General features: G+C 60.0%; 16 protein-coding genes. 15 read left to right on the forward strand and 1 reads right to left on the reverse strand.

Features of this window, described 5'->3' with window-relative positions; genetic code table 11:
• Window positions 1-210 precede the first annotated feature (210 nt).
• Window positions 211-2,685, forward strand: a complete 2,475-nt coding sequence (locus ACP7EE_RS08465; RefSeq protein WP_426234195.1) for a UvrD-helicase domain-containing protein — start codon at window positions 211-213, stop codon at window positions 2,683-2,685.
• A gap of 56 nt (window positions 2,686-2,741) precedes the next feature.
• On the opposite strand, the gene ACP7EE_RS08470 is transcribed toward ACP7EE_RS08465, so the two are convergent.
• Window positions 2,742-3,014 carry a DUF1652 domain-containing protein gene (locus tag ACP7EE_RS08470; protein ID WP_420650757.1) on the reverse strand — a complete coding sequence of 91 codons (273 nt, stop codon included), beginning with the start codon at window positions 3,012-3,014 and terminating at the stop codon, window positions 2,742-2,744.
• A gap of 264 nt (window positions 3,015-3,278) precedes the next feature.
• Here ACP7EE_RS08470 and ACP7EE_RS08475 point away from each other — a divergent pair, with 264 nt between their 5' ends.
• The 14 genes from ACP7EE_RS08475 (at window position 3,279) to ACP7EE_RS08540 (ending at window position 25,006) form a co-directional block, all read left to right on the forward strand.
• Window positions 3,279-4,094 (forward strand): helix-turn-helix domain-containing protein, encoded by an 816-nt coding sequence (locus tag ACP7EE_RS08475; protein WP_426200785.1) that lies wholly within the window; start codon window positions 3,279-3,281, stop codon window positions 4,092-4,094.
• 51 nt (window positions 4,095-4,145) lie between these two features.
• Complete coding sequence (locus ACP7EE_RS08480) at window positions 4,146-5,552, forward strand: NAD(P)/FAD-dependent oxidoreductase (protein ID WP_426234196.1); 1,407 nt, start codon at window positions 4,146-4,148, stop codon at window positions 5,550-5,552.
• A 30-nt stretch (window positions 5,553-5,582) separates the two neighbouring features.
• Window positions 5,583-5,927 (forward strand): cupin domain-containing protein, encoded by a 345-nt coding sequence (locus ACP7EE_RS08485; RefSeq protein ID WP_420650743.1) that lies wholly within the window; start codon window positions 5,583-5,585, stop codon window positions 5,925-5,927.
• Window positions 5,928-5,982: 55 nt separating this feature from the next.
• Window positions 5,983-7,068: a polyamine ABC transporter substrate-binding protein gene (locus tag ACP7EE_RS08490; RefSeq protein WP_426234197.1), complete on the forward strand. Its 1,086-nt coding sequence runs from the start codon at window positions 5,983-5,985 to the stop codon at window positions 7,066-7,068.
• A gap of 490 nt (window positions 7,069-7,558) precedes the next feature.
• Window positions 7,559-9,025 carry a serralysin family metalloprotease gene (locus ACP7EE_RS08495; protein WP_426234198.1) on the forward strand — a complete coding sequence of 489 codons (1,467 nt, stop codon included), beginning with the start codon at window positions 7,559-7,561 and terminating at the stop codon, window positions 9,023-9,025.
• A gap of 92 nt (window positions 9,026-9,117) precedes the next feature.
• Window positions 9,118-9,546 (forward strand): AprI/Inh family metalloprotease inhibitor, encoded by a 429-nt coding sequence (locus tag ACP7EE_RS08500; protein ID WP_426200776.1) that lies wholly within the window; start codon window positions 9,118-9,120, stop codon window positions 9,544-9,546.
• A 204-nt stretch (window positions 9,547-9,750) separates the two neighbouring features.
• Complete coding sequence (locus tag ACP7EE_RS08505) at window positions 9,751-11,538, forward strand: type I secretion system permease/ATPase (protein ID WP_426234199.1); 1,788 nt, start codon at window positions 9,751-9,753, stop codon at window positions 11,536-11,538.
• Window positions 11,535-12,884, forward strand: a complete 1,350-nt coding sequence (locus ACP7EE_RS08510; RefSeq protein WP_420650738.1) for an HlyD family type I secretion periplasmic adaptor subunit — start codon at window positions 11,535-11,537, stop codon at window positions 12,882-12,884. Before ACP7EE_RS08505 ends, ACP7EE_RS08510 begins: the two co-directional genes overlap by 4 nt.
• A gap of 2 nt (window positions 12,885-12,886) precedes the next feature.
• On the forward strand, window positions 12,887-14,251 hold the full coding sequence (locus tag ACP7EE_RS08515; protein WP_426234200.1) for a TolC family outer membrane protein: 1,365 nt from the start codon (window positions 12,887-12,889) through the stop codon (window positions 14,249-14,251).
• A 311-nt stretch (window positions 14,252-14,562) separates the two neighbouring features.
• Window positions 14,563-17,514 (forward strand): autotransporter domain-containing protein, encoded by a 2,952-nt coding sequence (locus ACP7EE_RS08520; RefSeq protein WP_426234201.1) that lies wholly within the window; start codon window positions 14,563-14,565, stop codon window positions 17,512-17,514.
• A 204-nt stretch (window positions 17,515-17,718) separates the two neighbouring features.
• The gene (locus tag ACP7EE_RS08525; RefSeq protein ID WP_426234202.1) at window positions 17,719-20,805 is read left to right on the forward strand and encodes an autotransporter domain-containing protein; all 3,087 of its coding nucleotides are present in this window, start codon (window positions 17,719-17,721) and stop codon (window positions 20,803-20,805) included.
• A 22-nt stretch (window positions 20,806-20,827) separates the two neighbouring features.
• Window positions 20,828-22,516: a polyurethane esterase gene (locus tag ACP7EE_RS08530; RefSeq protein ID WP_426234203.1), complete on the forward strand. Its 1,689-nt coding sequence runs from the start codon at window positions 20,828-20,830 to the stop codon at window positions 22,514-22,516.
• Window positions 22,517-22,620: 104 nt separating this feature from the next.
• Entirely contained in the window at window positions 22,621-24,474 is a 1,854-nt protein-coding gene (locus ACP7EE_RS08535; RefSeq protein ID WP_426234204.1) for a polyurethane esterase, read from the forward strand.
• Between the two features lie 157 nt (window positions 24,475-24,631).
• Complete coding sequence (locus ACP7EE_RS08540) at window positions 24,632-25,006, forward strand: hypothetical protein (protein ID WP_426200764.1); 375 nt, start codon at window positions 24,632-24,634, stop codon at window positions 25,004-25,006.
• Window positions 25,007-25,014: the final 8 nt, after the last annotated feature.

Raw genomic sequence — 25,014 nt, forward strand, 5'->3', positions numbered from 1 at the left:
GCGAGCATCTTCCATCAGTCATAGATCGACAAAAAGCGTAAAAAGTGCGGCATTCTGATCGAATTGGTTGATATGAATGCAACCCAAAACGCTCTCAGCCGACATTCAGTTCATCGCCTAAACCAATGACCTGTAAGCATTTCGCTAGAACTCAAAAGCAAATGCAGACACCATAGCCGTCAACAGCCTCAACCCCCGGAGTCCGTCAGCGTGGCGCAGCACACCCCCGATCTTCCTTCCGAACTTCGTCCTTTATCCGAAATGCCCTGGTTCAAGCGCATGGCCGCGCGGTTCTTTGGACATGGCTTGACCCGCTTGCGCGCCCAGCACCGTGCTTCGTGGCTGCATGGCCAGGCGGACGGCTTTCGCAGCGGACACACTGCCGGGGTCGATTACGGCTATAAGGAAGGCAAGCTCGATGGATTGGAGGAGGGACGCCAGGTTCTGTTGATTCGCGATAGCCGCAACACTGAGCATCGGCCGCCGGGCATCGACAACCATTTGTTCGATGACTGGCGCCTGCCGCTTAACGCCGAACTGAAAAAACGCATGAAAGTCGACGTCGCCCGGTTGCTGCCGGCCCACGCTCAGCCCAGCGCTGCGCAGTGGAAGATGATCTTCAGCGACACGCCGTCAACCTCGGTGATCGCCGGGGCGGGCGCCGGCAAATCCACCACGCTGGTGCTGCGCATCCTGCTGCTGACCCACTATCTGGGCTTTGAACTCGATTCGATGACCGTGGTGACCTTCACCCGCGAGTCGCGCAAGGACTTCATCAACAAGCTGATCGAACTGTTCGCGTTGTGGGGGCGCACGCTCGGCCAAAAACAGGCGCGCGAACTGGTACGCACTTTTCACTCGCGCATTCTGCCAATGGTGCGCAGTCTGCCGGGCTTCGAGCGTTTGCAGGCTTTCGAAAACCTCAGCCTGCGAGCGCCTGGCGCTGACGAAGATGTCGACAGCAATCCCTTCGACCTGCGGATCAATGACGCGCAGCGCCAGCAACTGAATGCCTGCTATCACCGCTTGCACAGTGAAGATGAACGTTTTCGCCAGTTGATCCAGCCGCTGTCCCGGCATGCCTTGCAGCTCAAAGAACTGGAGCGCGATCATCCGGACGTGCAAAAACGCATGGCGGTGACCGAACTGGCGGCCAAACGCGACGAAGAACTGTGCGATGTGATCGAGGACCTGTGGCTGCGTGCCGGTGCCTGGCCAGTCAAAGGCATCGAAGCCAAACGCCAGACGTTCGACATCAACGGCGCGAAATTCCACAGCCACGGCTACATCCCGAGTCTCGATGCGTGGGTAGTGCTCGGTTTCGATCCGCGAGAGAACGCGCAGATTTGCCGCCCGAACGCCAAGCTGACGGTTCGCGCAGAATGGGCCGTCAAGCGCACACTGTTTCAAGCTTTCTGCCGTAAGCCACTGATTTGGCTGGATAGTTATGAGTCGTCCAAGCGTGTTCTGGCCTCTCTGGCCGGCGACGCCAGCGCCGGTCCGGGCTTCGATTACAAGGTCAAAGGTGAGCTGGCCTCCGCGCCGCTGCTCGACTGTTTTGTCGCCGCCGCCGGCTTCATCGAAAACCTTGGGCTGGACGTACCGGACGCCGTTGGCCGCATGACCTTCGCCAAAGACGACCCGGACCGGTTTTTCTTCGAAGCTTTGAGCCTGTTCTGGCGCGCGCTGGAAGATCATCTGCTCGACCAGAAACCACCGGTCATGACCTACAACCGCATGTTCGCGTTGTTCAGCGAGCACTCGCCGGAAAACCTCAAACTGCTCAGCGACGAACTGCTACGACCGATGTCGCACTTGATGATCGACGAGTTTCAGGACGTATCGCCGCAGATCGTCTCGTGGATTCGCGCCAGCCTCGCGGAAATCCGCAGCCGTGGCCCGGCCATGCATGTCGGGCGCGGTGCGCAACGCTCGTCGTTGCTGTGCGTCGGCGATGACTGGCAGTCGATTTATGGCTGGCGCGGCAGTTCGCCCAGCTATTTCATGGAGTTCAACAAGGAATTTTCCTCACCCAGCACCACGCGAGTGATGCTCAGCGACAACTATCGCAGCCATCAGCACATCATCGACGCGGCAGAACACGTGGTGCGCGCGGCTCCGGCGATTCCCGGCAAGAAGGCCAAGGCCAGTGGGGAGGACAAGCCGCTGCATCCCGTCAGCGTGCTGGAGCGTGATGACCAGGCGCTCGGCCAGCGCCTGGCCGAACACTACAATCGCGGCGATTCAATCTTGATGCTTTATCGAAAAAGCAGCGATAAATTGTTGATAGAACAGCATATTCAGTCGGTAGTTAATGTGGATTCGAGCTTGCCGTACGACGCCCGACGCCTTAAACAACTGACTTATCACAGTGCCAAGGGCTTGCAAGCCGACGCAGTATTCCTGCTCGGCGATTGCCAGCACCTGACCAGTTCACCGTACAAGAACCAGGTCTATCGCATGGCCGGGTTGGGCAAGGCCGGCGACAGCGAACCGTACGACAGTGCGCAGAAGGACGAAATCCTGCGCCTGGCCTACGTCGGCATTACCCGCGCAGTCAGCCATTGCTACTGGTATGTCGAACCGCAAGACACCCAAGCGGTGAACATGCCGCGCGCCTCTGACCGGGTGGCGGGAGGCAAGGCATTCTTCGCCGACCATCGGCCCGAGAAGAAAACTGCCTGAACCTGCGCCCACAAAAAAGCCCGCATCAAGCGGGCTTTTATTTATAAATCAAGAACTTATGCGTAACTCCTGAGACTTGCTGGAGGAATAAACGTCTCCAGCTCGTCCTCAACGGCTTCAATTATCCGTTCGACATCCGCCGCATTCATCACCGTGGCGCATGGGATGCCGGCGATGGCGATCATGGTCTCGCCGCTGGCACGGTCGAACAGACGGGCAACCATACTGCCCGGCGCGTCCATTGTGGCTTCGAATCCCACGGGATGAAAATGCCAGCGCATCAGCTGGCAAGCGTTGGGAAACGTGACTTTGCTTGAGCCTTTATTCATGTGTTGCCCGCCTTCTTCATCGAGCGCTTCCATTTGCTCATGGTAGGTGGGAAGAGCCTTCATTGGCTCAACCGGTGATTGCCATTAAAAATAGCATCCGGATGTGAATTTCCTGTGAGATTTTTCAGTCGATTTGGCGATTGAGCGGATTTTTTTGATGTACATCACGTACAGCGTATTCCCAACCAAATAGCCACTATCGATTGACCGTTGCTGCGCGCGCCGAAGTTGGGCAAGCTCGGATTTTTTTCACCGAGCCATGTTATGCACGCCGATGATGACGGCCCGCAACAAACCCGGGCCACGGGCGAAACGGTGATGCGCTATCACCTGTGCTGGAAACACCGCGATCTGGACGGCGTCATGGCGCTGTATCACCCGGACATCCAGTACAACGATTTCTTCCAGAACCGCGTGCTCGGCCTCGCTGAGTTACGCGAATACGTGCGCGTGAGCATGCCGCGCGAGTCGGACGAAGCGCTGGAGCATTGCGACCGCATTCGCCTCGATGGCAATACCGCGTTCATACAATACGAGGTGACGCTGCGTGGCGGTAACGGCCTGGTGTCGTTTCGTTCCAGTGAGGCGATCACGGTCAAGGACGGCTTGATTTGGCGCGTTAACGAGTACGCTTCACTGGTGCGAGCGCCATCCGCCAGCCCGACGGCGCCAAGTCAGCGCCCGGCAGTCAGTCGGCTGGGCCTGTCGCCACGTCAATTGAGCTTCATGGCTGAGGATCTGCAGCAATACTTCGAGCGACAGCAACCGTATCTCGACCCGGAGCTTGATCTGCAGCGAGTGGCGAAGGAGTGCGGGTACAGCCGCAATCAGATTTCCTACCTGCTGAATCAAGTGCTGGGCCAGAGCTTCTACCGCTACGTCAATCAGGCGCGCCTGCAGCATTTGCTGCACTCGCTCGACAGCGCCACGCCGCCGCTGCGCATCGATGAATTGGCTTTCGCTGCCGGCTTCAACTCGCTGTCGGCGTTCTATAGCTGTTTCCGCCAGCACACCGGCCAGTCCCCCAAGGCCTACGCCAAACAAATTTCTTTGCGGACACGCGCGCAAGACAGCCCTTGATCTGACGCACTAGGATCGACGCCAACGTAGAATGGATTGGCGGGGTCTGGCATGTCGGCGTGGCGCACTATCAGTTTATGGATGGATCAACTCGACGAGCCGCTGACCGCGCGCCCGACGCTGGAGCGCGATCTGGACGTCGATGTGGCGATCATCGGCGCCGGCTACACCGGCCTGTGGACCGCGTACTACCTGAAAAAACTCGCGCCCGGCCTGGATATCGCCATCATCGAAGCGCAAACCGCAGGTTTCGGCGCTTCCGGGCGCAACGGCGGTTGGTTGATGGGCAATCTGCTCGGCGAGGATCGTCTACTCGCCGGATTGTCACCAGAACAACGCCGCGCCTCTTTCGATTTGCTGCACAGCATCCCCGACGAAGTAGAGATCGTCCTCGAACGCGAAGGCATCCACTGCGATTACCGCAAGGGCGGCGTCCTCTATTGCGCTGCACGCTATCCGGAGCAGGAAACCGCGCTGCGCGAATACCTCGACAAGCTGCACGCCCAAGGCCTGACCGACGACGATTACCGCTGGCTCAGTCCCGAGCAACTGGCGCAGCAAATCCGCATCGCCAAGCCTTACGGCGGCATTTACGCGCCGCACGTCGCGACTATTCACCCAGCGAAACTGGTGCGGGGTCTGGCTCGCACCGTTCAAGCCATGGGCGTAAAGATCTACGAAAACAGCCCGGTAACGCACTGGCAGGCCGGCAGCCTGCGCACCGACAAAGCCAGCGTGCGCAGCCGCTGGATCGTCCCGGCAGTCGAAGGCTATTCGGTAACCACGCCGCCGCTGGGGCGCTATCAACTGCCGGTGCAAAGCCTGATCGTCGCCACTGAACCGCTGTCACCGGCGACCTGGGATGAAATCGGCCTCAATCGCGGCCAGGCTTTCAGCGAGTTCAGCCGCCAGGTCACTTACGGCCAGCGCAGTGCCGACAATCGCCTGATATTCGGCGCGCGCGGCGGCTATCAGTTCGCTGGCAAGCTGCGGCACAACTTCGACCTGACCGAGGACGAAGTGCAACTACGCCGCTATCTGTTCGGCGAACTGTTCCCGCAACTGAAGAACGTACAGATCACCCACGCCTGGGGCGGCAACCTCGGCATGTCGCGGCACTTCAAGCCGCACATGCTTTGCGATCGCGCCAATGGCATTGCGCTGTCTGGCGGTTATGGCGGGGAGGGCGTTGGCGCGAGCAATCTCGGCGGCCGCACCCTGGCCGACCTGATCCTCGAGCGCGATACCGAGCTGGTGCAGCAACCGTGGGTGCTGGCGGACGGCGGGATTCATGCATTAAGAGCGTGGGAGCCGGAGCCATGCCGCTGGCTCGGCTACAACGCAATCATCAAAAGCTTCGTCCACGAAGATCAGACTTTGGCCAATCCGGCGACCGCGCCGTGGCGGCGCAAACTCGCCAGTCGCGTGGCCGGATTCATGGAAGGTTTCATGCACTGAACCTTGTTTTCCCCAACCACAGGTAACGCCATGAGCATCACCCAATTCAAGAACACCGCCAGCCTGCAACTGGAAGAATCCAATCCGGTGGCCGTGCCGCTTGGCACGCCGGTAGCGATTGCCTCGACCACCAGCGTCGAGCGCGACGACGGCGTTGAAACCGGCGTCTGGGAATGCACGCCGGGCCGCTGGCGCCGGCAGATCACCGCGCAAGAGTTCTGCCACTTCATTTCCGGGCGTTGCACGTTCACCCCGGACGGCGGCGGCGAAACCCTGCACATACAAGGTGGCGACGCACTGATGTTGCCGGCCAATACGCTTGGTATCTGGGATATCCAGGAGACCGTGCGCAAGAGCTACGTCCTGATTTTCTGATTGTTTCGATCTTTGATTGCCTGCCAAACAACAATAACCCCTACAGGAATCGCCCATGATCCAGAAAACCCTCGCGTTGGCGCCGCTGCTGCTGGTCGCCTCACTCAGTCACGCGGCCGAGACGGTCAAGGTGTACAACTGGTCCGACTACATTGCGCCGGACACCACGAAAAACTTCGAGAAGGACACCGGTTTCGGCGTCACCTACGACGTCTACGACAGCAATGAAACCCTCGACGGCAAGCTGATGACCGGAAAATCCGGCTACGACGTGGTGTTCCCGTCCAACCACTTCATGGCGCGGCAAATTCAGGGCGGAGCTTTGAAAAAGCTCGACAAGAGCCAGCTACCGAACTGGAAAAATCTCAATCCCGTGTTGCTCAAGGCCTTGCAGACCAATGATCCGGGCAACGAACACGGCTTCCCGTACCTGTGGGGCAGCACCGGTATCGGCTATAACGTCGCCAAGATCAAAGAAGTACTAGGCGACAACGCGCCACTGGATTCCTGGGACCTGATCTTCAAGCCCGAATACATGGAGAAACTGCAGAAGTGCGGCGTGGCAATCCTCGACAATGGCCCGGAATTGTTGCCCGCAGCCCTCAATTACCTCGGCTTGCCGCACCACAGCCAAAATCCGGAAGACTACAAAAAGGCCCAGGCCTTGCTGATGAAGGTGCGGCCGTACGTCAGCTATTTCCACTCATCGAAGTACACCAGCGACCTGGCCAACGGCGACATCTGCGTTGCGGTTGGTTTCTCCGGCGACATCCTGCAAGCGGAAAACCGCGCCAAGGAAGCGAAGAACGGCATAGAAATTGGTTATTCGATCCCCAAGGAAGGCGCGGCGATCTGGTTCGACATGGTCGCCATGCCCGCCGATGCACCGGACGAGAAGGCCGGTTACGCGTTCATGAACTACCTGCTGCGCCCGGATGTAATGGCCGGCATCAGCAACCATGTGCACTACGCCAATGGCAATGAACAGGCTGACAGCCTGATCGACCCGGCGATCAAGAACGACACCAAGGTTTACCCGAGCCCGGAAATGATGAGCAAACTGTTCGCGCTCGAAGCCATGCCGCTGAATATCGACCGGATTCGTACGCGGGTGTGGAACAAGATCCGCACCGGCAGCTAAGCCTGCCGAAACCGGCTAAAACGCCGATCCACGCATTTCCTCCTGTAGGAGCTGTCAAGCGCAACGAGGCTGCGATCTTTTGACTTTGATTGTTAAAAACAAGATCAAAAGATCGCAGCCTCGTTGCACTCGTCAGCTCCTACAGGGGTGGGGATATTGTTCTGAAGTAGGTGATATCAATGCACTGGCACTTGCATAAAGTGAGACATGACCGACAAAAAACAACTTACCCATATTTAATATTTAAATAGAAAATCGTCAGACAATTAGGCAAAGGTACCAAACTTACGACAATCTTTCGGCGCTATACCCTTTGTTTACGGGACTTTTCCGGGACAGTTCAATTTGATATCGAAAAATCACTAGACGGTAGATTTCAAATTGTGTCAGGTTTCTTACGCCTTCATTGGGCGAGTGATAGGACAATCTCGCCAGGGGTTGTTGCTATCTGACAAAAACTGTTCCATTTGCTAAACAAGGAAGTGTGTTTATGTCGAAAATAAAAACGAACGCTATTGATACCGCCGAACAGGCTTTTCAGCTGGGCGCGGCGCCGCAACCACTGGCTGCATCCAGTACGGCGTATAACCAGATCAATAGCTTCAGCCATCAGTATGATCGCGGCGGCAACCTCACGGTCAATGGCAAACCCTCCTTTTCCGTCGACCAGGCCGCAACCCAGTTGCTGCGCGACGGCGCTGCCTACCAGGACAAGGATGGCAGCGGCAAGATCGAACTCACCTACACGTTCCTGACTTCTGCTTCATCGAGCACGATGAACAAGCACGGGATCTCCGGGTTCAGTCAGTTCAGTACTCAACAGCAAACCCAGGCCAAGCTCGCCATGCAATCCTGGGCCGATGTGGCCAACCTCACCTTCACCGAGAAAGCTACCGGCGGTGACGGCCACATGACCTTCGGCAACTACAGTGGCGGCCAGGATGGCGCGGCAGCGTTCGCCTATCTACCAGGGTCCGGCGCTGGTTATGACGGCACCTCGTGGTACCTGATCAACAGCAGCTACACGCAGAACAAAAACCCGGAGCTGAACAACTACGGCCGTCAGACGCTGACCCACGAGATCGGCCACTCGCTGGGCCTTGCGCATCCGGGCGACTACAACGCCGGCAATGGCAACCCGACCTACAACGACGCTTCCTACGGGCAAGACACCCGCGGTTACAGCGTCATGAGCTACTGGAGCGAAAACAACACCAGTCAGAACTTCAGCAAGGGCGGCGTGGAAGCTTATTCCTCCGGCCCGCTGATGGATGACATCGCAGCGATCCAGAAACTCTACGGGGCCAACCTGACCACCCGTACCGGTGATACCACCTACGGCTTCAACTCCAACGCCGGCCGCGATTTCCTCAGCGCCTCGTCGTCGTCCGACAAAGTGGTGTTCTCGGTCTGGGATGCAGGCGGCAAGGATACTCTGGACTTCTCGGGGTTCACCCAGAACCAGAAGATCAACCTCAATGAAGCCTCGTTCTCCGACGTTGGCGGCATGGTGGGCAACGTGTCCATCGCCAAGGGCGCCACCATCGAGAACGCGATTGGCGGTTCGGGCAACGATCTGCTGATTGGCAACAGCGTAGCCAACGAACTGAAGGGTGGTGCAGGCAATGACATCCTTTGGGGCGCCGGCGGTGCCGACAAGCTGTGGGGCGGCGCGGGTTCGGACACCTTTGTGTTCGCTGCCAGCTCCGATTCCAAGCCTGGTGCGATCGATCAGATCCTCGACTTTGTCAGCGGTCTGGACAAAATCGACCTGACCGGGATCACCAAAGGTGCGGGTCTGCACTTCGTCAGCGCTTTCACCGGCGCGGCGGGTGATGCGGTGCTGAGCAACTCTGGCGGCAACAGCCTGCTGTCGGTGGACTTCTCCGGGCATGGCTCGGCAGATTTCCAGGTCAGCACCGTTGGCCAGGCAGCACTGAGCGACATCGTGGCCTGATGTGAAGGCAGAAAGCGGCGCACACGCGCCGCTTTCTTTACTTGCATCGCCCTGCGCTGTACGCAAGGCTACGCACCGGAGCGAAATTTCCCATGACCCTACGCGCTTTTACGCACAAGGCAGCGCTATGGCTATTGCCGACGCTGATGACGATTTCTGGAGCAACAACCATGGCAAGCAGCCTCAGACTTGAAGACCCATCGATGTTTGCCGGCCAGTGGCAAGCGACCCTGACCGCCCGCGATGAAGCGCCCGAGGCCCAGGCGCAACAAGACAAACCGTCGAATACCTGCCTGATTGAACTTGAATCCAACCAGACGCTGGGCAAAGGCGCCGAGTGCCTGGGCGCCTGGCTTGAACAAACGCCAATCGGCTGGTTTCCCGATCCCGATGGTTTGTCCATTACCGGCAAGGAAGGCTCAAGAATCCAGTTCTTCAGCCGACAACGTGATGGGCTTTATCTGAGCACTTTGAAGTCGGGTCTGGTTATTACGTTGCAACGTGCTGCGCAACAGCCCTGAACAGCAAAATCGCTGCAGATTTTTATATAAGTAGCCTCGCTGCAGTTATAAGCCTGACTGCGATAACGCTGACGCCGGAGTTGATCCGCGAAGTTGTTATCAAAGTGTAAGCGGACCATTGCAAAGTACATCCGCGCCCGGTGCGCGGACTATTAATCGAAGACGCGCCAGAGAGTGGCGAAGAATATTTTTCAGGAATGAACAATGAAGATGGCTAAGGCCCCAGCCACTGCTCCCTTATTCAAGGCATTGGGTGACTATAAAAGCATCCTGATCAGCGTCGGCTGCTTTACCGCACTGATCAACGTGCTGATGCTGGTGCCCTCTATCTATATGTTGCAGGTCTACGACCGCGTGCTGTCTTCGCAGAACGAAACCACGCTGGTGATGCTGTCGCTGATGGTCGTCGGTTTCTTCGCATTTATCGGCCTGCTGGAAGTGGTGCGCAGCTTCATCGTGATCCGCATCGGCAGTCAGCTGGAGCGGCGTTTCAACCTGCGGGTCTACCAGGCCGCGTTCGAGCGCAACCTGTTCAAGGGCGAGGGCAACGCCGGCCAGTCGCTGGGCGACCTGACGCACATCCGCCAATTTGTCACCGGGCCTGCGCTGTTCGCGTTTTTCGACGCGCCGTGGTTCCCGGTGTATCTGTTTGTGATTTACCTGTTCAACGTCTGGCTCGGCGTACTCGCCACGGCCGGCGCGCTGCTGCTGATCGCGCTGGCGTGCCTCAACGAATACATGACCAAGAAACCACTGGGCGAAGCCGCCGGTTTTTCGCAGAAATCCAGCCAACTGGCCACCAGTCACCTGCACAACGCCGAAACCATTCAGGCGATGGGCATGCTCGGTGCGCTGCGCAAGCGCTGGTTCCAGGTGCATTCGCGCTTCCTCGGTCTGCAAAACCAGGCCAGCGACACTGGCGCGGTGATCAGTTCCCTGAGTAAAACCCTGCGTCTGTGCCTGCAATCGCTGGTGCTGGGCCTCGGCGCGTTGCTGGTGATCAAGGGTGACATGACTGCCGGGATGATGATTGCCGGTTCGATCCTGATGGGCCGCGTGCTCAGCCCGATCGACCAGTTGATTGCCGTGTGGAAACAGTGGAGCGGGGCGAAGCTCGCTTACCGTCGTCTCGATTCGTTGTTGCAAGCGTATCCGCCGAGCGATGAGGCCATGGCACTGCCGGCGCCGAAAGGCCAGATCACCTTCGAACAAGTCAGCGCCGGCCCTCCGGGACAGCGCGCGGCGACTCTGCAGATGGTCAATTTCAATCTGGCGGCGGGTGAAGTGCTTGGCGTACTCGGTGCTTCCGGCTCCGGCAAATCGACTTTGGCGCGAGTACTGGTCGGCGTCTGGCCAACCCTCGGCGGCACAGTGCGGCTGGACGGCGCGGACATCCATCGCTGGAACCGCGACCAACTCGGCCCGTACATCGGCTACCTGCCACAAGACATCGAACTGTTCAGCGGCAGCATCGCCGAGAACATTGCGCGTTTCAGCGACGCTGATCCGCAAAAAGTCGTGGCCGCTGCGCAACAGGCCGGCGTGCACGAGATGATCCTGCGCATGCCGCAAGGCTATGACACACAACTGGGCGAGGACGGCAGCGGCTTGTCCGGCGGCCAGAAACAACGTGTGGCCTTGGCCCGTGCGATCTATGGCACGCCGAGCCTGGTGGTGCTGGATGAACCGAACTCCAATCTCGATACCGTTGGCGAGGCGGCGCTGTCCAGCGCCATCGTGCAACTCAAGGCTCAGGGCACGACAGTGGTGCTGGTGACGCACCGTTCCTCGGTACTGGCCCAGGCCGACAAATTGCTGGTGCTCAACGACGGTCGTCTGCAAGCCTTCGGCCCGAGTCAGGACGTGCTTAAAGCGCTGTCCGGCAATCAGGAACAACAACGGGAGCAATCACGGGAAAAACCTGCGCAAGCACCGGGCGGGCTCAGCATGAGCCGGCAGTACCAGCCCACGACAAGGAATTCGGGTGTATGACCAGCGCACGCATGAACACTGAAAACGAAGCAACCATGGAACACGCTTACATCACCGAGCGCCCGGAGCGCGATGCGAAATTTTTCGCACGCATGGGCTGGATACTGGCGGTGGTCGGCGCGGGCAGCTTCTTCACCTGGGCGGCTTTGGCGCCGCTGGATCAGGGGATTCCGGTGCAAGGCACTGTCGTAGTCTCCGGCAAGCGTAAAGCCGTGCAGTCGATGAGCAGCGGCGTGGTCAGCCGGATTCTGGTGCGCGAAGGCGAAATCGTTAAACAGGGCCAGCCGCTGTTCCGCCTCGACCAGACTCAGGTCGCCGCCGACGTGCAATCGCTGCAAGCGCAGTACCGCATGGCGTGGGCCAGCCAGGCGCGCTGGGAAGCCGAGCGCGACAACCTCAAGCAAGTGACTTTCCCGGCCGAATTGAGCAATGACCCGGATCCGCGTCTGGCGTTGGTGCTAGAAGGCCAACGCCAACTGTTCAGCAGCCGCCGCGAAGCGTTTTACCGTGAGCAGGCCGGACTCCGCGCGAGTATCGAGGGCGCCACCGCGCAATTGGCCGGCATGCGTCGCGCGCGCACCGACCTGACCGCTCAGGCCAGTTCGCTGCAACAGCAGTTGAGCAATTTGCAACCGCTGGCGGACAACGGCTACATCCCGCGCAACCGCTTGATGGATTACCAGCGTCAGCTGTCGCAAGTGCAGCAGCAACTGGCGGAGAACACCGGTGAAAGTGGTCGGGTCGAGCAGGGCATCCTCGAGTCGCGCCTGAAACTGCAACAGCACAGCGAGGAATATCAGAAGGAAGTGCGCACGCAACTGGCCGAAGCGCAGTTGAAAAGCGTGACCCTGTCCGAGCAACTGACCTCCGCCGGTTTCGACCTGCAACACAGCGAGATTGTCGCCACCTCCGACGGCGTGGCGGTCAATCTCGGTGTGCACACCGAAGGCGCCGTGGTGCGGCAGGGGGAAACCCTGCTGGAAATCGTCCCGCAAGGCACGCGTCTGGAAGTCGAAGGCCACCTGCCGATCAACCTGATCGACAAGGTCGGTCCGCACTTGCCGGTGGACATTCTGTTTACCGCGTTCAACCAGAGCAAAACCCCGCGCGTGCCGGGTGAGGTCAGCCTGATTTCCGCCGACCAGATGATCGACGAGAAAACCGGCGCGCCGTATTACGTGTTGCGCAGCAGCGTCAGCGATCAGGCCATGGAAAAACTCAACGGTCTGGTGATCAAGCCGGGTATGCCGGCAGAAATGTTCGTGCGCACGGGCGAACGGTCACTGCTCAACTACCTGTTCAAACCGCTGCTCGATCGGGCCGGCTCCGCGTTGACCGAAGAATAAGGATGTTCGGCTGTATGAATAAGTTTTCGATGCTGACGGCAGCGTTCGCGCTGCTGGCGGGCAACAGTGCACTGGCGGCCATGGGGCCGTTCGAGATTTACGAACAGGCGTTGCGCAATGACCCGGTGTTCCTCGGTGCGATCAAGGAGCGTGATGCCGGTCTGGAAAACCGCGCCATCGGCCGCGCCGGGCTGTTGCCCAAACTCGGTTACAACTACAACAAGGGCCGCAACTCATCAAAAGCCACCTCGCTCGATGAGCGCGCACGCAACAACGACACCGACAAACGCAACTACAACAGTTACGGATCGAGCCTGACCCTGCAACAACCGTTGCTCGACTACGAGGCGTATGCCGCGTATCGCAAGGGCGTGGCGCAGTCGCTGTTCGCCGATGAGAACTTTCGCGGCAAGAGTCAGGAATTGCTGGTACGGGTGCTGGATAACTACACCAAGGCCTTGTTCGCGCAGGATCAGATCGACATCGCTCAGGCCAAGAAAAAGGCCTATGAGCAGCAGTTCCAGCAGAACGAGCACATGTTCAAGCAAGGCGAGGGCACCCGCACCGACATCCTCGAAGCCGAGTCGCGCTATGAACTGGCGACCGCCGAGGAGATCGAGGCGCGTGACGAGCAAGACGCCTCGCTGCGTGAACTTGGAGCACTGATCGGCGTGCCTGCGGTCGACATCAACGACCTCGCGCCGCTGGATCAGAATTTCCAGACGTTCGCGTTGCTGCCGGCCAATTACGACACCTGGCACGAACTGGCGATCACCAATAACCCGAACCTGGCGTCGCAACGCCAAGCGGTGGAAGTTGCGCGTTATGAAGTGGAACGCAACCGCGCCGGGCATCTGCCGAAGGTCAGCGCCTATGCGTCGTTGCGCCAGAACGAATCGGAAAGCGGCAACACCTATAACCAGCGCTATGAAACCAACACCATCGGTTTTGAAGTCAACGTGCCGCTGTATGCCGGCGGCGGCGTGTCGGCCTCGACGCGCCAGGCCAGCCGCACCATGGAACAGGCTGAATATGAGCTGGACGGCAAGACGCGCGAGACGCTGATCGAGCTGCGGCGGCAGTTCAGCGCGTGTCTGTCGGGGGTGAACAAGTTGCGCGCTTATCAGAAAGCGCTGAGTTCGGCCGAGGCGCTGGTGGTGTCGACCAAGCAGAGCATTCTTGGCGGTGAGCGGGTCAATCTGGATGCTCTGAATGCCGAGCAGCAGCTGTTTACCACGCGCCGCGATCTGGCGCAGGCGCGCTACGACTATCTGATGGCGTGGACCAAGTTGCATTACTACGCCGGGACCTTGAGCGAGCAGGATCTGGCGCGGGTGGATGAAGCGTTTGGTGTGGCTCGACGTTGATGTGCATGGCTTGAGAGTGGCCCTCACCCTAACCCTCTCCCAAGGGGAGAGGGGACTGGTCCGGGGATGCTCTAGAACTACATCGACCTGGACCTGCTGTACCGAATCCACAATCGACCCGATCTTTCAGGTCGACGTAAAACCCGAGACACCTCGGTCGACCCCCTCTCCCTCGGGGCGGTCCGACGTTTCGGGAGGGCTGGGGTGAGGGCAGCGATTTTGAGCCGTACGCCATTCGAAGCAACACCGCAAAACCACCCCAACGATCGGGGTTTAAAACTCTAAAAACGCCAAAAAAGCGAGTAGTGAACATGGAAGTACGCATCAAGCCGATCACGGTCGGCAGCCTGTTGCTTGTGATTTCTGCAACCCAGGCCCAGGCGCAATACCTTGAAACCGGCAAACCCGGCGACGCCGCCAGTTGGCGCAGTGCGGAATTCCTGCGCGACTGGGGACTGTCCCGTATGCAAGCCGACCAGGCCTACGCCGCCGGCATCACGGGCAAAGGGGTGAAAATCGGCGCCCTCGATTCCGGCTTCGATGCTGCCCACCCAGAGTTCGCCAGCGATCGCTATCACCCGGTCAATGCCAGTGGCAGCTTTGTCGACGGTTCGCTGTTCAGCGTCAACGGCACCCTCAACCCGAACAACGATTCCCACGGCACCCACGTGGTCGGCACCATGGGCGCATCGCGCGATGGCGCTGGCATGCACGGTGTGGCGTACAACGCGCAGATCTACGTCGGCAACACCAACAAGAACGACAGTTTCCTGTTCGGCCCCAATCCCGATCCGCGTTATTTCAAAGCGGTTTACGACGCTATGGCCGACGCCGGCGTGCGCGCGATCAACAACAGCTGGGGCAGTCAGCCACCGGATGTCAGTTACCGGACGCTGGCCGATCTGCACGCTGCTTATGCTCAACACTGGAACAAAGGCACCTGGCTGGATGCGGCAGCGGACGTTTCGCGGCGCGGCGTGATCAACGTGTTCAGCGCCGGTAACAGCGGCTATCCGAACGCCAGCGTGCGCTCGGCGCTGCCGTATTTTCAGCCGGATCTGGAAGGTCACTGGCTGGCGGTGTCGGGCCTCGATCAAGGCAATCAGCAGAAGTACAACCAGTGCGGCATCGCCAAATACTGGTGCATCACCACCCCCGGCGCGAAGATCGACAGCACCATTCCCGGCGGCGGTTATGCGATCAAGTCCGGCACTTCAATGTCGGCGCCACATGCCACCGGCGCCTTGGCGTTGGTGATGGAACGCTATCCATATATGAACAATCAGCAGGCGCTTGAAGTGCTGCTGACCACCGCCACCCAGCTCGACGGTTCCGTGACGGACGCACCGACCGAACGCGTCGGCTGGGGCGTCGCCAACCTGAATCGGGCCATGCGCGGGCCGGGGCAATTGCTCGGCGCGTTCGATGCCAATCTGGCGGGCGGCCAGGCTGACGTGTGGAGCAACAACATCTCTGACAAGGCGCTGATCCAGCGTCAAAGCGAAGACCTCGCCGAGCACAGCGCCTGGCAGCAAACCCTGCAAAACAAGGGCTGGCAGAACGGCGTTGCGACCAACGCCAGTCAGCAGGATCAGACCGACTACGCGGTAGGCATGGCGCGCGATGCGGCGGCCAGCAACCGGGTTTATCAGGGCAGCCTGGTCAAGTCCGGGGCAGGGTGGCTGACGCTGACGGGCGACAACACTTATCGTGGCCCGACCACGGTCAATGGCGGTCTGCTTACGGTCAACGGCTCGCTGACTTCGGCGGTCACCGTGAATGACAGCGCCACCCTCGGCGGTTCTGGACGCATCGGCGCGTTGACGGCCAACAGCGGCGCTCGTGTTGCGCCGGGCAATTCCATAGGGACCTTGAATGTGGCCGGTGACGTGACCTTCGCGCTGGGTTCGACTTACGCCGTGGAGCTGTCGCCAACCATCAGCGATCGCATCGTTGCCGGCGGCACAGCGACTGTCAGTGGCGCCACCGTCAGTCTGTCGCTGGAAAACAGTCCGACCCTGCTCAGCGCACCCGAGGCACGCAGCTTGCTCGGCCGGCAGTACGACATCCTGCAAGCGGCGGGCGGCATTCAAGGCCGGTTCGGCGCTGTGCTGCCGGATTACCTGTTCATCGGCGGCAATCTCGCTTACACCGGCAACGGCATTCAATTGAACGTCGAACGCAACGCGACGACTTTCGCCAGCGTCGGCCAAACGCCGAATCAACGCTCTGTAGCGACTGCGGCAGAAAGTCTCGGCGCCGGCAATTCGGTGTACGAAAGCCTGCTGTTGTCGGCATCCGCCAGCGATGCACAACAAGCCTTCCAGCAACTCAGCGGGGAAATCTACCCGGCCCTTGGCTCAATGTTGATCAACGACAGCCGCCAGTTGCGCGATGCCGTCGGCGAACGCCTGCACGATGCATCCGGCGCGCAAAGCAACGGCTGGATCAAAACCCTTGGCGCCTGGGGCACGACTGATTCCAGCCATGAGACTGCCGGTTACAGCACTTCGATCGGCGGACTGCTGGCCGGTGTCGACGGCGCGCTCGACGAGCAAACGCGCATCGGTCTGGTCACCGGTTACAGCGACAGCTCGCTGAGCATGGGGTCGGGCACGCATTCCTCGGCCAAGGTCGACAGCTATCACCTCGGTGCGTACGCCGGGCACGAAATCGGTGCCTGGCGCCTGAGCACGGGTGCCGCCTACAGCTGGCATCGCGCCGATGTGAAACGCGACTTGCAGTACGGCGACGTCAGCGCCAAACAGAAAGCCAAAGTCGATGCGGCCACCACCCAGGTGTTCGGTGAGGCGGCTTACCGGCTCGACCTGCAACCACTGGCGCTGGAACCCTTCGCCAACCTCGCTTATGTGCACCTGAACACCGATGGCTTCACCGAGAAGGGCGATGCTGCCGCGCTGAAAAGCGGCGACGACCAGCGCGATGCGGTGCTCAGTACCCTCGGCGTGCGGGCGCTCAAGACAATCAATCTGTCCGCCGGCCAAGCGCTGGACCTGAGCGGGCATCTTGGCTGGCAGCACAGCCTGAGCGACATCGAATCCGAACAACATCTGCGCTTCGCCAGCGGTGGCAGCGCGTTTGCGGTGGAGAGTTCGCCGCTGGTACGTGACGCGGCGCTGGTCGGTGTCAAAGCCAGCCTGGCGCTGACCCGCGATGTGCGCGTGAACCTTGATTACACCGGCCAACTGGCCAGCCGCGAGAAGAATCACGGGGTGGGACTGAGCCTGAACTGGCAGTTTTGACACTGACTGAACGCGACCCTGTGGCGAGGGGATTTATCCCCGTTGGGTCGCGCATCGGCCCCCTGCGTTCTGTCGGCCAGACCGAGGTGAATGGTCTTGCGACTGCTGCGCAGCCGAACGGGGATAAATCCCCTCGCCACAGGGGTCCCGAGCATATCGGGGAATACACGGAATTTTCGCAACACAACTAAGGAAGGTCGCTGGATGAATAACAACAAAACACCCGCGCTATCGGGTGGATGCTTTCGCTTGAAAACCCTTAACGCTGCGGTGCTCTGCGCCTTGGCCACAGCAGGCAGCGCTCACGCGGTGCCTTATGTGGAAAATGGCCGGACCGGGGATGCCGGCAGTTGGCGCAGCACTGAGTTCCAGGCCGATTGGGGCCTCGGCGCGATTGGCGCCGATCACGCTTACGCCGCTGGCTACACCGGCAAAGGCGTGAAACTGGGGATCTTCGACCAGCCGGTGTACGCCGCACACCCGGAGTTCTCCGGCACCAATAAAGTCGTCACGCTGGTCACCAGCGGCATTCGCGAATACACCGACCCGTACATCCCGGTCAAAGCCGGCGATGCGTTCCGCTATGACGGCTCGCCCTCGGTCGGCTTCGACGGCAAACTCGGCGCCCACGGCACCCACGTTGGTGGTATTGCAGCGGGTAGCCGCGACGGTGGCGTGATGCACGGCGTAGCCTTCGGTGCGCAGATCATCAGCGCCGATAACGGCGACCCCGGCCCGGAAGACGGCATCGTCCGTGGCAACGACGGCGCGGTATACAAGGCCGGTTGGGATGCACTGATTGCCAGCGGCGCGCGAATCATCAATAACAGCTGGGGCATCGGCATCACCGACCGTTTCGATCTCGGTGGCAAAGACCCGGCGTACCCGCACTTCACGGTCAACGACGCGCAACTGCAGTTCAACGAAATCAGCACGTTGCTCGGCACCAAACCGGGCGGCGCCTATGACGGCGCAATCGCCGCCGCACGCAGCGGGATCGTGACGATCTTCGCCGCCGGCAACGATTACAACCTGAACAACCCGGACGCCATCGCCGGCCTCGGCTACTTCGTGCCGGAGATCGCACCGAACTGGATCACCGTCGCCGCGTTGCAAAAGAACCCGGATCTGGCCAGCGCCAATCCGTACATCATGAGCACGTTCTCGTCGCGTTGCGGCTACACCGCGAGCTTCTGCGTCTCGGCGCCGGGCACGAAAATCTTCAGCGCGATCATCGAAGGCACCAACGCCGACAACCTGACCACCGGCTACAAAAATTACAACGGCACTTCGATGGCCGCGCCGCATGTGGCCGGTTCCATGGCGGTGCTGATGGAACGCTTCCCGTACATGACCGGCGCACAAGTCGCCAGCGTGTTGCGTACCACCGCCACCGACCTCGGCGCACCGGGCGTCGACGCCTTGTACGGCTGGGGCATGATCAACCTGCGCAAGGGTATCGACGGCCCGGCGATGTTCGTCACCGAGCAGGACATTCCGCAGGAATTCCGTATTGAAGGCGCATACGGATCGAGCCAGTTCGTGGCCGATCTGCCGGGCATCGGCGCGATCATCGATCAGGGCAAACCGACCGAACGGCTGTGCAACGACATCACGTGCGGCCTCGACACCTGGCGCAACGACATTTCCGGGCACGGCGGTCTGACCAAGCAGGGCATCGGCACACTGGTAATGACCGGCGCCAACACTTACAGCGGCCCGACCCTGGTCAATCAGGGGCGACTGGCGATCAATGGCTCGCTGCAATCGGCGGTCACGGTCAACGACAGCGGCATCCTCGGCGGTAACGGGCGCATTGCGGCATTGACTGCGAAAAGCGGCGGCACCGTGGCGCCGGGCAACTCCATCGGCACCTTGAATGTCGCCGGTGACGTAGTGTTTGAACCGGGTTCGACCTACGCCGTAGAAGTCTCGCCCACCAGCAGCGACCGCATCGTCGCTGGCGGTACAGCCGTGATCGAAGGCGCAACCGTCGCCCTGTCTCTGGAAAACAGCCCGAACCTGTTGACCACTGGCGAGGTGCAATCCCTGCTCGGCAGCCAGTTCAACATCCTGCAAGCGGCCGGCGGCATTCAAGGCCAGTTTGGTCAGGTATTGCCGGATTACGCGTTTCTTGGCGGAACTCTCGCTTACTCGGCGAGCGGCGTTCAGCTTGAGGTTGGGCGCAATGGCGCGTCGTTCGCCAGTGTCGGCCTGACGCCAAACCAACGGGCAGTCGGCGCGGCTGCTGAACGTCTGGGCGCAGGCAATGCGTTGTTCGAAACCCTGCTGTTGTCGGCCAATGCTGCCGTCGCACAAAACGCGTTCCAGCAACTGTCCGGCGAGATTCACCCGGCCATCGGCACCATGCTGCTCAACGACAGCCGCTACCTGCGCGATGCCGTCGGTGAACGTCTGCGCGAACGCGACATGTTCGATGCTGGCGCACCGACCGATGATCGCAGCAACGTCTGGATGAAAGTGCTGGGTGCCTGGGGCAAAAGCGATGGCGGGCATGAGAATGCCGATTCCACCAGCTCCATCGGTGGCCTGCTGGCGGGTGTCGACGGCTTGGTTGCTGAAGATACGCGTCTGGGTTTCGTTACCGGTTATAGCGACAGCTCACTGAGCATGGGCGATGGCACGCACTCGTCGGCGTCGGTCGACAGCTATCACTTGGGTGCGTATCTGGGGCATCAAATCGATGCGCTGCGTCTGAGCGTCGGTGGCTCGTACACTTGGCACCGGATCGACGTCAAACGTGATCTGCAATTCGCTGACGTCAGCGGCAAACAGAAAACCAAACGCGATGCGGCCACCACTCAGGTGTTCACCGAAGCGGCGTATGACTTGGGTCTGCAACCGATGAATCTGGAGCCGTTCGCCAATCTGGCTTACGTGCACCTGAACAGCGATAGCTTCACCGAGAAGGGTGATGCCGCCGCGCTCAAAGGTGGTGAAGACAACCGCGAAGCCGTGCTCTCGACCCTCGGCGTACGCGCCAAGCGCACCTTTGCCCTGAGCGACAAGCATCAACTGGAACTCGGTGCGACCCTCGGCTGGCAGCACAACCTGAGCAGCACTGGCGCCGAGCAACATCTGGCGTTCGCCAACGGTAACAGCGGCTTCAACGTGCAAAGCGTGTCGATGGATCGCAACGCCGCCGTAGTCGGTGTGCGCGCGGGTCTGGCACTCAATAAAGATGCGCGTCTGAATCTGGATTACAACGGCCTGATCGGTTCGAATGACAAGAACCACGGTGTCGGCCTGACCCTCGACTGGGCGTTCTGATTACAGGAAGAGAGAGCACAACATGGGACTGTTCGATTATAAAAATGCCGATGGCAAAGCGTTGTACAGCGACGCCATCGCCCTCACGCTGTACGCCTACACACCGACCGGCCAGCCATTGCCGGCCACTGCCTGGGCGCCGATTGGCGCCACGGCGCTGGGCTATCAGGGCAAGGTCGGCGCGCAGGGTACGTTCTTCGGCGAGAAGGACGGCTTCACCAGCGCCGAGGCCGAAGTGCTCGGAAAATACGATGCGGCGGGCAAGCTGATCGGCATCGGCGTGGCCTTTCGTGGCACCGGCGGGCTGGATTACAGCGACACCTTCGGCGACATGAAAAACAACCTGCTGGCAGCGGTCGGCCCGGTGGATTACGCGAGCAATTACGCGAAAAACGCCTTCGACAATTTGCTCAAGGCTGTGGCTGCGTTTGCCACCAGCCATGGCATTGCGGCCAAGGACGTTTTGATCAGCGGCCACAGCCTCGGCGGCCTCGGGGTCAACAGCGTGGCGGAGTTGAGCACCAGTAACTGGGGCGGTTTCTACAAGGACGCGAATTACATCGCGTTCGCTTCGCCGACCCAGAGCAGCACTGGCACTAACGTGTTGAACATCGGCTACGAAAATGACCCGGTGTTCCGCGCGCTGGACGGCACCACCTTCAGCAGCGGCTCGCTGGGCAAGCATGACTCACCGCATGCCTCGACCACCGACAACATCGTCAACTTCAACGACAACTACGCGTCCACCGCGCAGAACCTCGTGCCGTTCAGCATCGTCAATCCGCTGAGCTGGTCGGCCCACGGTTCGCTCGGTTATGCCGACGGCTTGAACCGGGTGATCGACTCGAAGTTCTACAACCTCACCAGCCAGGACTCGACCATCATCGTGTCCAATCTGGAGCAGGCGTCGCGCGGCAAGACCTGGGTTGAAGACTTGGGCCGCAGCGGTGAACCGCACACCGGCAGCACCTTCATCATCGGCACCGACAGCAACGACTGGCTCAAGGGCGGGGCGGGCAACGACTTCCTTGAAGGTCGCGCCGGTGACGATCGATTCCGCGATGACGGCGGCTTCAACATTCTCCTCGGTGGTCAGGGCCACAACACCTTCGAACTGCAAAAACCGTTGCAGAACTTCAGCTTCGCCAATGACGGCGACGGCACCTTGTATGTGCGCGACGCCTACGGCGGCATCAGCATGACCCGCGACATCGGCGCGCTGGTGAGCAAGGAGTCGGGTTCGTGGTGGAGCAGCAAGGAAATCACCTGGAACGTCACCGCCAAAGGCCTGGCCAATGGCAGTGAACTGACGCAGTACAACCATTCGCTCAACGGCGGCGCACTCGGCGACACACTGAAAGCCACGGCTGACGGCGATTGGCTGTTCGGTCTGGGCGGCAACGATCACCTGCAGAGCGATAAAGCCAACGTGACCTTCGTTGGCGGCGCCGGCAACGACCTGATGAACGCGGTGGGTGGCAATAACACCTTTCTGTTCAGCGGTGCGTTCGGTTTCGATGCGATCAATGGCTATCAGGGCAGCGACAAACTGCTGTTCATGGGCGTCGAAGGCGCAGGGCAGGGCTACGACGTGCGACAGCATGCGTCGCAGGCTGGTGCCGATACCGTGCTGAAGATTGGCGAGTTTGCCGTGACGCTGGTGGGCGTGGGACTGGCTAATCTGTCGGATTCCAGTTTCGTGTTTGCCTGACAAGGAGGCTGTAACAAGGCACTGAATGCTCCGGGGCGTCCCGCGAGGGGCGTCCTGGTTGTGAGCTATCTCTGACAAATCCAACAACAAGAGAGGCAACAGCAATGGGTGTGTATGACTACAAGAACTTCGGCACAGCAGATTCCAAGGCGCTGTTCAGCGACGCAATGGCGATCACGCTGTATTCCTATCACAACCTCGATAACGGCTTTGCCGCCGGTTATCAGCACAACGGTTTCGGCCTCGGCCTGCCGGCGACATTGGTCACCGCGCTGATCGGTGGCACTGATTCCCAAGGCGTGATCCCCGGCGTGCCGTGGAATCCCGACTCGGAAAAACTCGCACTGGATGCGGTGAAAAAGGCCGGATGGACACCCATCACTGCCTCGCAACTGGGGTATGAAGGCAAGACCGACGCGCGCGGGACTTTCTTCGGCGAAAAGGCCGGCTACACCAGTGCCCAAGTGGAAATCCTCGGCAAGTACGACGCTCAAGGTCACCTCACTGAAATCGGCGTGGCATTTCGCGGCACCAGCGGCCCTCGGGAAATCCTGATTGGCGACTCCATCGGCGACGTGATCAACGACCTGCTCGCGGCGTTCGGCCCCAAGGATTACGCGAAGAACTACGCCGGCGAAGCGTTCGGCAATCTGCTCAATGACGTGATGGCGTTCGCCAAAGCCAACGGCCTCAGCGGCAAGGACGTACTGGTCAGCGGCCACAGCCTCGGTGGTCTGGCGGTCAACAGTATGGCGGATTTGAGCAACGGCAAATGGGGTGGCTTCTTCAAGGATTCGAACTACATCGCCTACGCCTCGCCAACCCAGAGCAGCACCGACAAAGTACTCAACGTCGGCTACGAAAACGACCCGGTGTTCCGCGCCCTCGACGGCTCGACGTTCACCGGCGCTTCAGTCGGCGTGCACGATGCACCGAAGGAGTCAGCGACCGATAACATCGTCAGCTTCAACGATCACTACGCCTCGAACGTGTGGAATGTCTTGCCGTATTCGATCCTGAATATTCCAACGTGGATTTCCCACTTGCCGACCGCGTATGGCGACGGCATGAACCGGGTGATCGAGTCGAAGTTCTACGAACTGACCAGCAAGGATTCGACGATCATCGTCGCCAACCTGTCCGATCCGGCCCGTGCCAACACCTGGGTGCAGGACCTCAATCGCAACGCCGAAACCCACAAGGGCAGCACCTTCATCATTGGCAGCGACGCCAACGATCTGATCCAGGGCGGCAGCGGCAACGACTATCTGGAAGGGCGCGCCGGCAACGACAGCTTCCGCGATGGCGGCGGTTACAACGTGATTCTCGGCGGTGCGGGCAATAACACGCTGGACTTGCAGAAGTCGGTCAACACGTTCGACTTCGCTAACGACGGCGCCGGCAATCTGTATATCCACGACGTCAACGGCGGGATCAGCATCACCCGCGACATTGGCAGCATTGTCACCAAGGAGCCGGGCTTCCTCTGGGGCCTGTTCAAGGATGATGTGACCCACAGCGTGACGGCCAGCGGCTTGAAGGTCGGCAACAACGTCACTCAATATGAATCGAGCGTGAAGGGCACCAGCGCCGCTGACACGCTCAAGGCGCATGCCGGCGGCGATTGGTTATTCGGGCTGGAAGGCAACGATAATCTGATCGGCGGGGCGGGCAACGATGTGTTTGTTGGCGGCGCCGGGAATGATCTGATGGAGTCGGGCGGCGGGGCGGATACGTTCCTGTTCAACGGTGCTTTTGGTCAGGACCGGGTGCTGGGTTTTACTGCCAACGACAAACTGGTGTTCCTCGGCGTGCAGGGTGTGTTGCCCAACGATGACGTGCGCGCGCATGCCTCGACGGTCGGGCAGGACACGCTGCTGAAATTTGGCGGAGATTCTGTGACCTTGGTCGGGGTTTCGCTGGCGAGTTTGAGTGGCGATGCGTTTGTGATTGCCTGATCGTAATTGTGGAGAGGGGAAACCCTCTCCACATGCAAAGTGACTCATTGGCCACTACCTGACTCAAATACCCTGCACCAACAGGAACGCGGCACTAAATCCTCCACATGACCAGACGTCATGTAGAAGCCGCTAATTGAGCACAGGAGATTCACGCGTGAAGGTTTACACAGGCTACATCGGGGTTCTGGGACTGGCGCTGTTTGCGACCAACACTTGGGCCGATCTGCCTCACAGCTCGATTCTGAGCCGCTACGGAGTCACCACAGATCAATTGCCTGCACCGGCCAAGACCGACAAGGTCAAACCCGTCGAAGAGAAAAGCCGCTTTCAGATTCAGCCCGAACAACCGTTCGTTACGATCCGGTTGGGTGACGGCAAACAGCCGCAAACCACCGGCAACCTGAGCATCGACCGCATGGCCCAGCAGGATCTGGAACGTTGCAAGCGCATGCAAGGCGAAGTGGCCCGGCGCGGCGGGCGCTACGTGACGTGCGACAACAGCATTCCGGGCATGACCCAACCGCAATAACCGCAATA

The organism is Pseudomonas sp. TWP3-2 (assembly GCF_049897765.1).
In the GTDB taxonomy this organism is placed as follows: domain Bacteria; phylum Pseudomonadota; class Gammaproteobacteria; order Pseudomonadales; family Pseudomonadaceae; genus Aquipseudomonas.

What these genes read in the sequence shown, in the direction of transcription:
- ACP7EE_RS08470 (WP_420650757.1), bottom strand. Translation starts at nt 3,014, where the DNA reads ATGAATAAAGGCTCAAGCAAAGTCACGTTTCCCAACGCTTGCCAGCTG.
- ACP7EE_RS08530 (WP_426234203.1), top strand. Translation starts at nt 20,828, where the DNA reads ATGGGACTGTTCGATTATAAAAATGCCGATGGCAAAGCGTTGTACAGC.
- ACP7EE_RS08535 (WP_426234204.1), top strand. Translation starts at nt 22,621, where the DNA reads ATGGGTGTGTATGACTACAAGAACTTCGGCACAGCAGATTCCAAGGCG.
- ACP7EE_RS08480 (WP_426234196.1), top strand. Translation starts at nt 4,146, where the DNA reads ATGTCGGCGTGGCGCACTATCAGTTTATGGATGGATCAACTCGACGAG.
- ACP7EE_RS08510 (WP_420650738.1), top strand. Translation starts at nt 11,535, where the DNA reads ATGACCAGCGCACGCATGAACACTGAAAACGAAGCAACCATGGAACAC.
- ACP7EE_RS08475 (WP_426200785.1), top strand. Translation starts at nt 3,279, where the DNA reads ATGCACGCCGATGATGACGGCCCGCAACAAACCCGGGCCACGGGCGAA.
- ACP7EE_RS08505 (WP_426234199.1), top strand. Translation starts at nt 9,751, where the DNA reads ATGAAGATGGCTAAGGCCCCAGCCACTGCTCCCTTATTCAAGGCATTG.
- ACP7EE_RS08515 (WP_426234200.1), top strand. Translation starts at nt 12,887, where the DNA reads ATGTTCGGCTGTATGAATAAGTTTTCGATGCTGACGGCAGCGTTCGCG.
- ACP7EE_RS08500 (WP_426200776.1), top strand. Translation starts at nt 9,118, where the DNA reads ATGACCCTACGCGCTTTTACGCACAAGGCAGCGCTATGGCTATTGCCG.
- ACP7EE_RS08520 (WP_426234201.1), top strand. Translation starts at nt 14,563, where the DNA reads ATGGAAGTACGCATCAAGCCGATCACGGTCGGCAGCCTGTTGCTTGTG.
- ACP7EE_RS08495 (WP_426234198.1), top strand. Translation starts at nt 7,559, where the DNA reads ATGTCGAAAATAAAAACGAACGCTATTGATACCGCCGAACAGGCTTTT.
- ACP7EE_RS08525 (WP_426234202.1), top strand. Translation starts at nt 17,719, where the DNA reads ATGAATAACAACAAAACACCCGCGCTATCGGGTGGATGCTTTCGCTTG.
- ACP7EE_RS08485 (WP_420650743.1), top strand. Translation starts at nt 5,583, where the DNA reads ATGAGCATCACCCAATTCAAGAACACCGCCAGCCTGCAACTGGAAGAA.
- ACP7EE_RS08490 (WP_426234197.1), top strand. Translation starts at nt 5,983, where the DNA reads ATGATCCAGAAAACCCTCGCGTTGGCGCCGCTGCTGCTGGTCGCCTCA.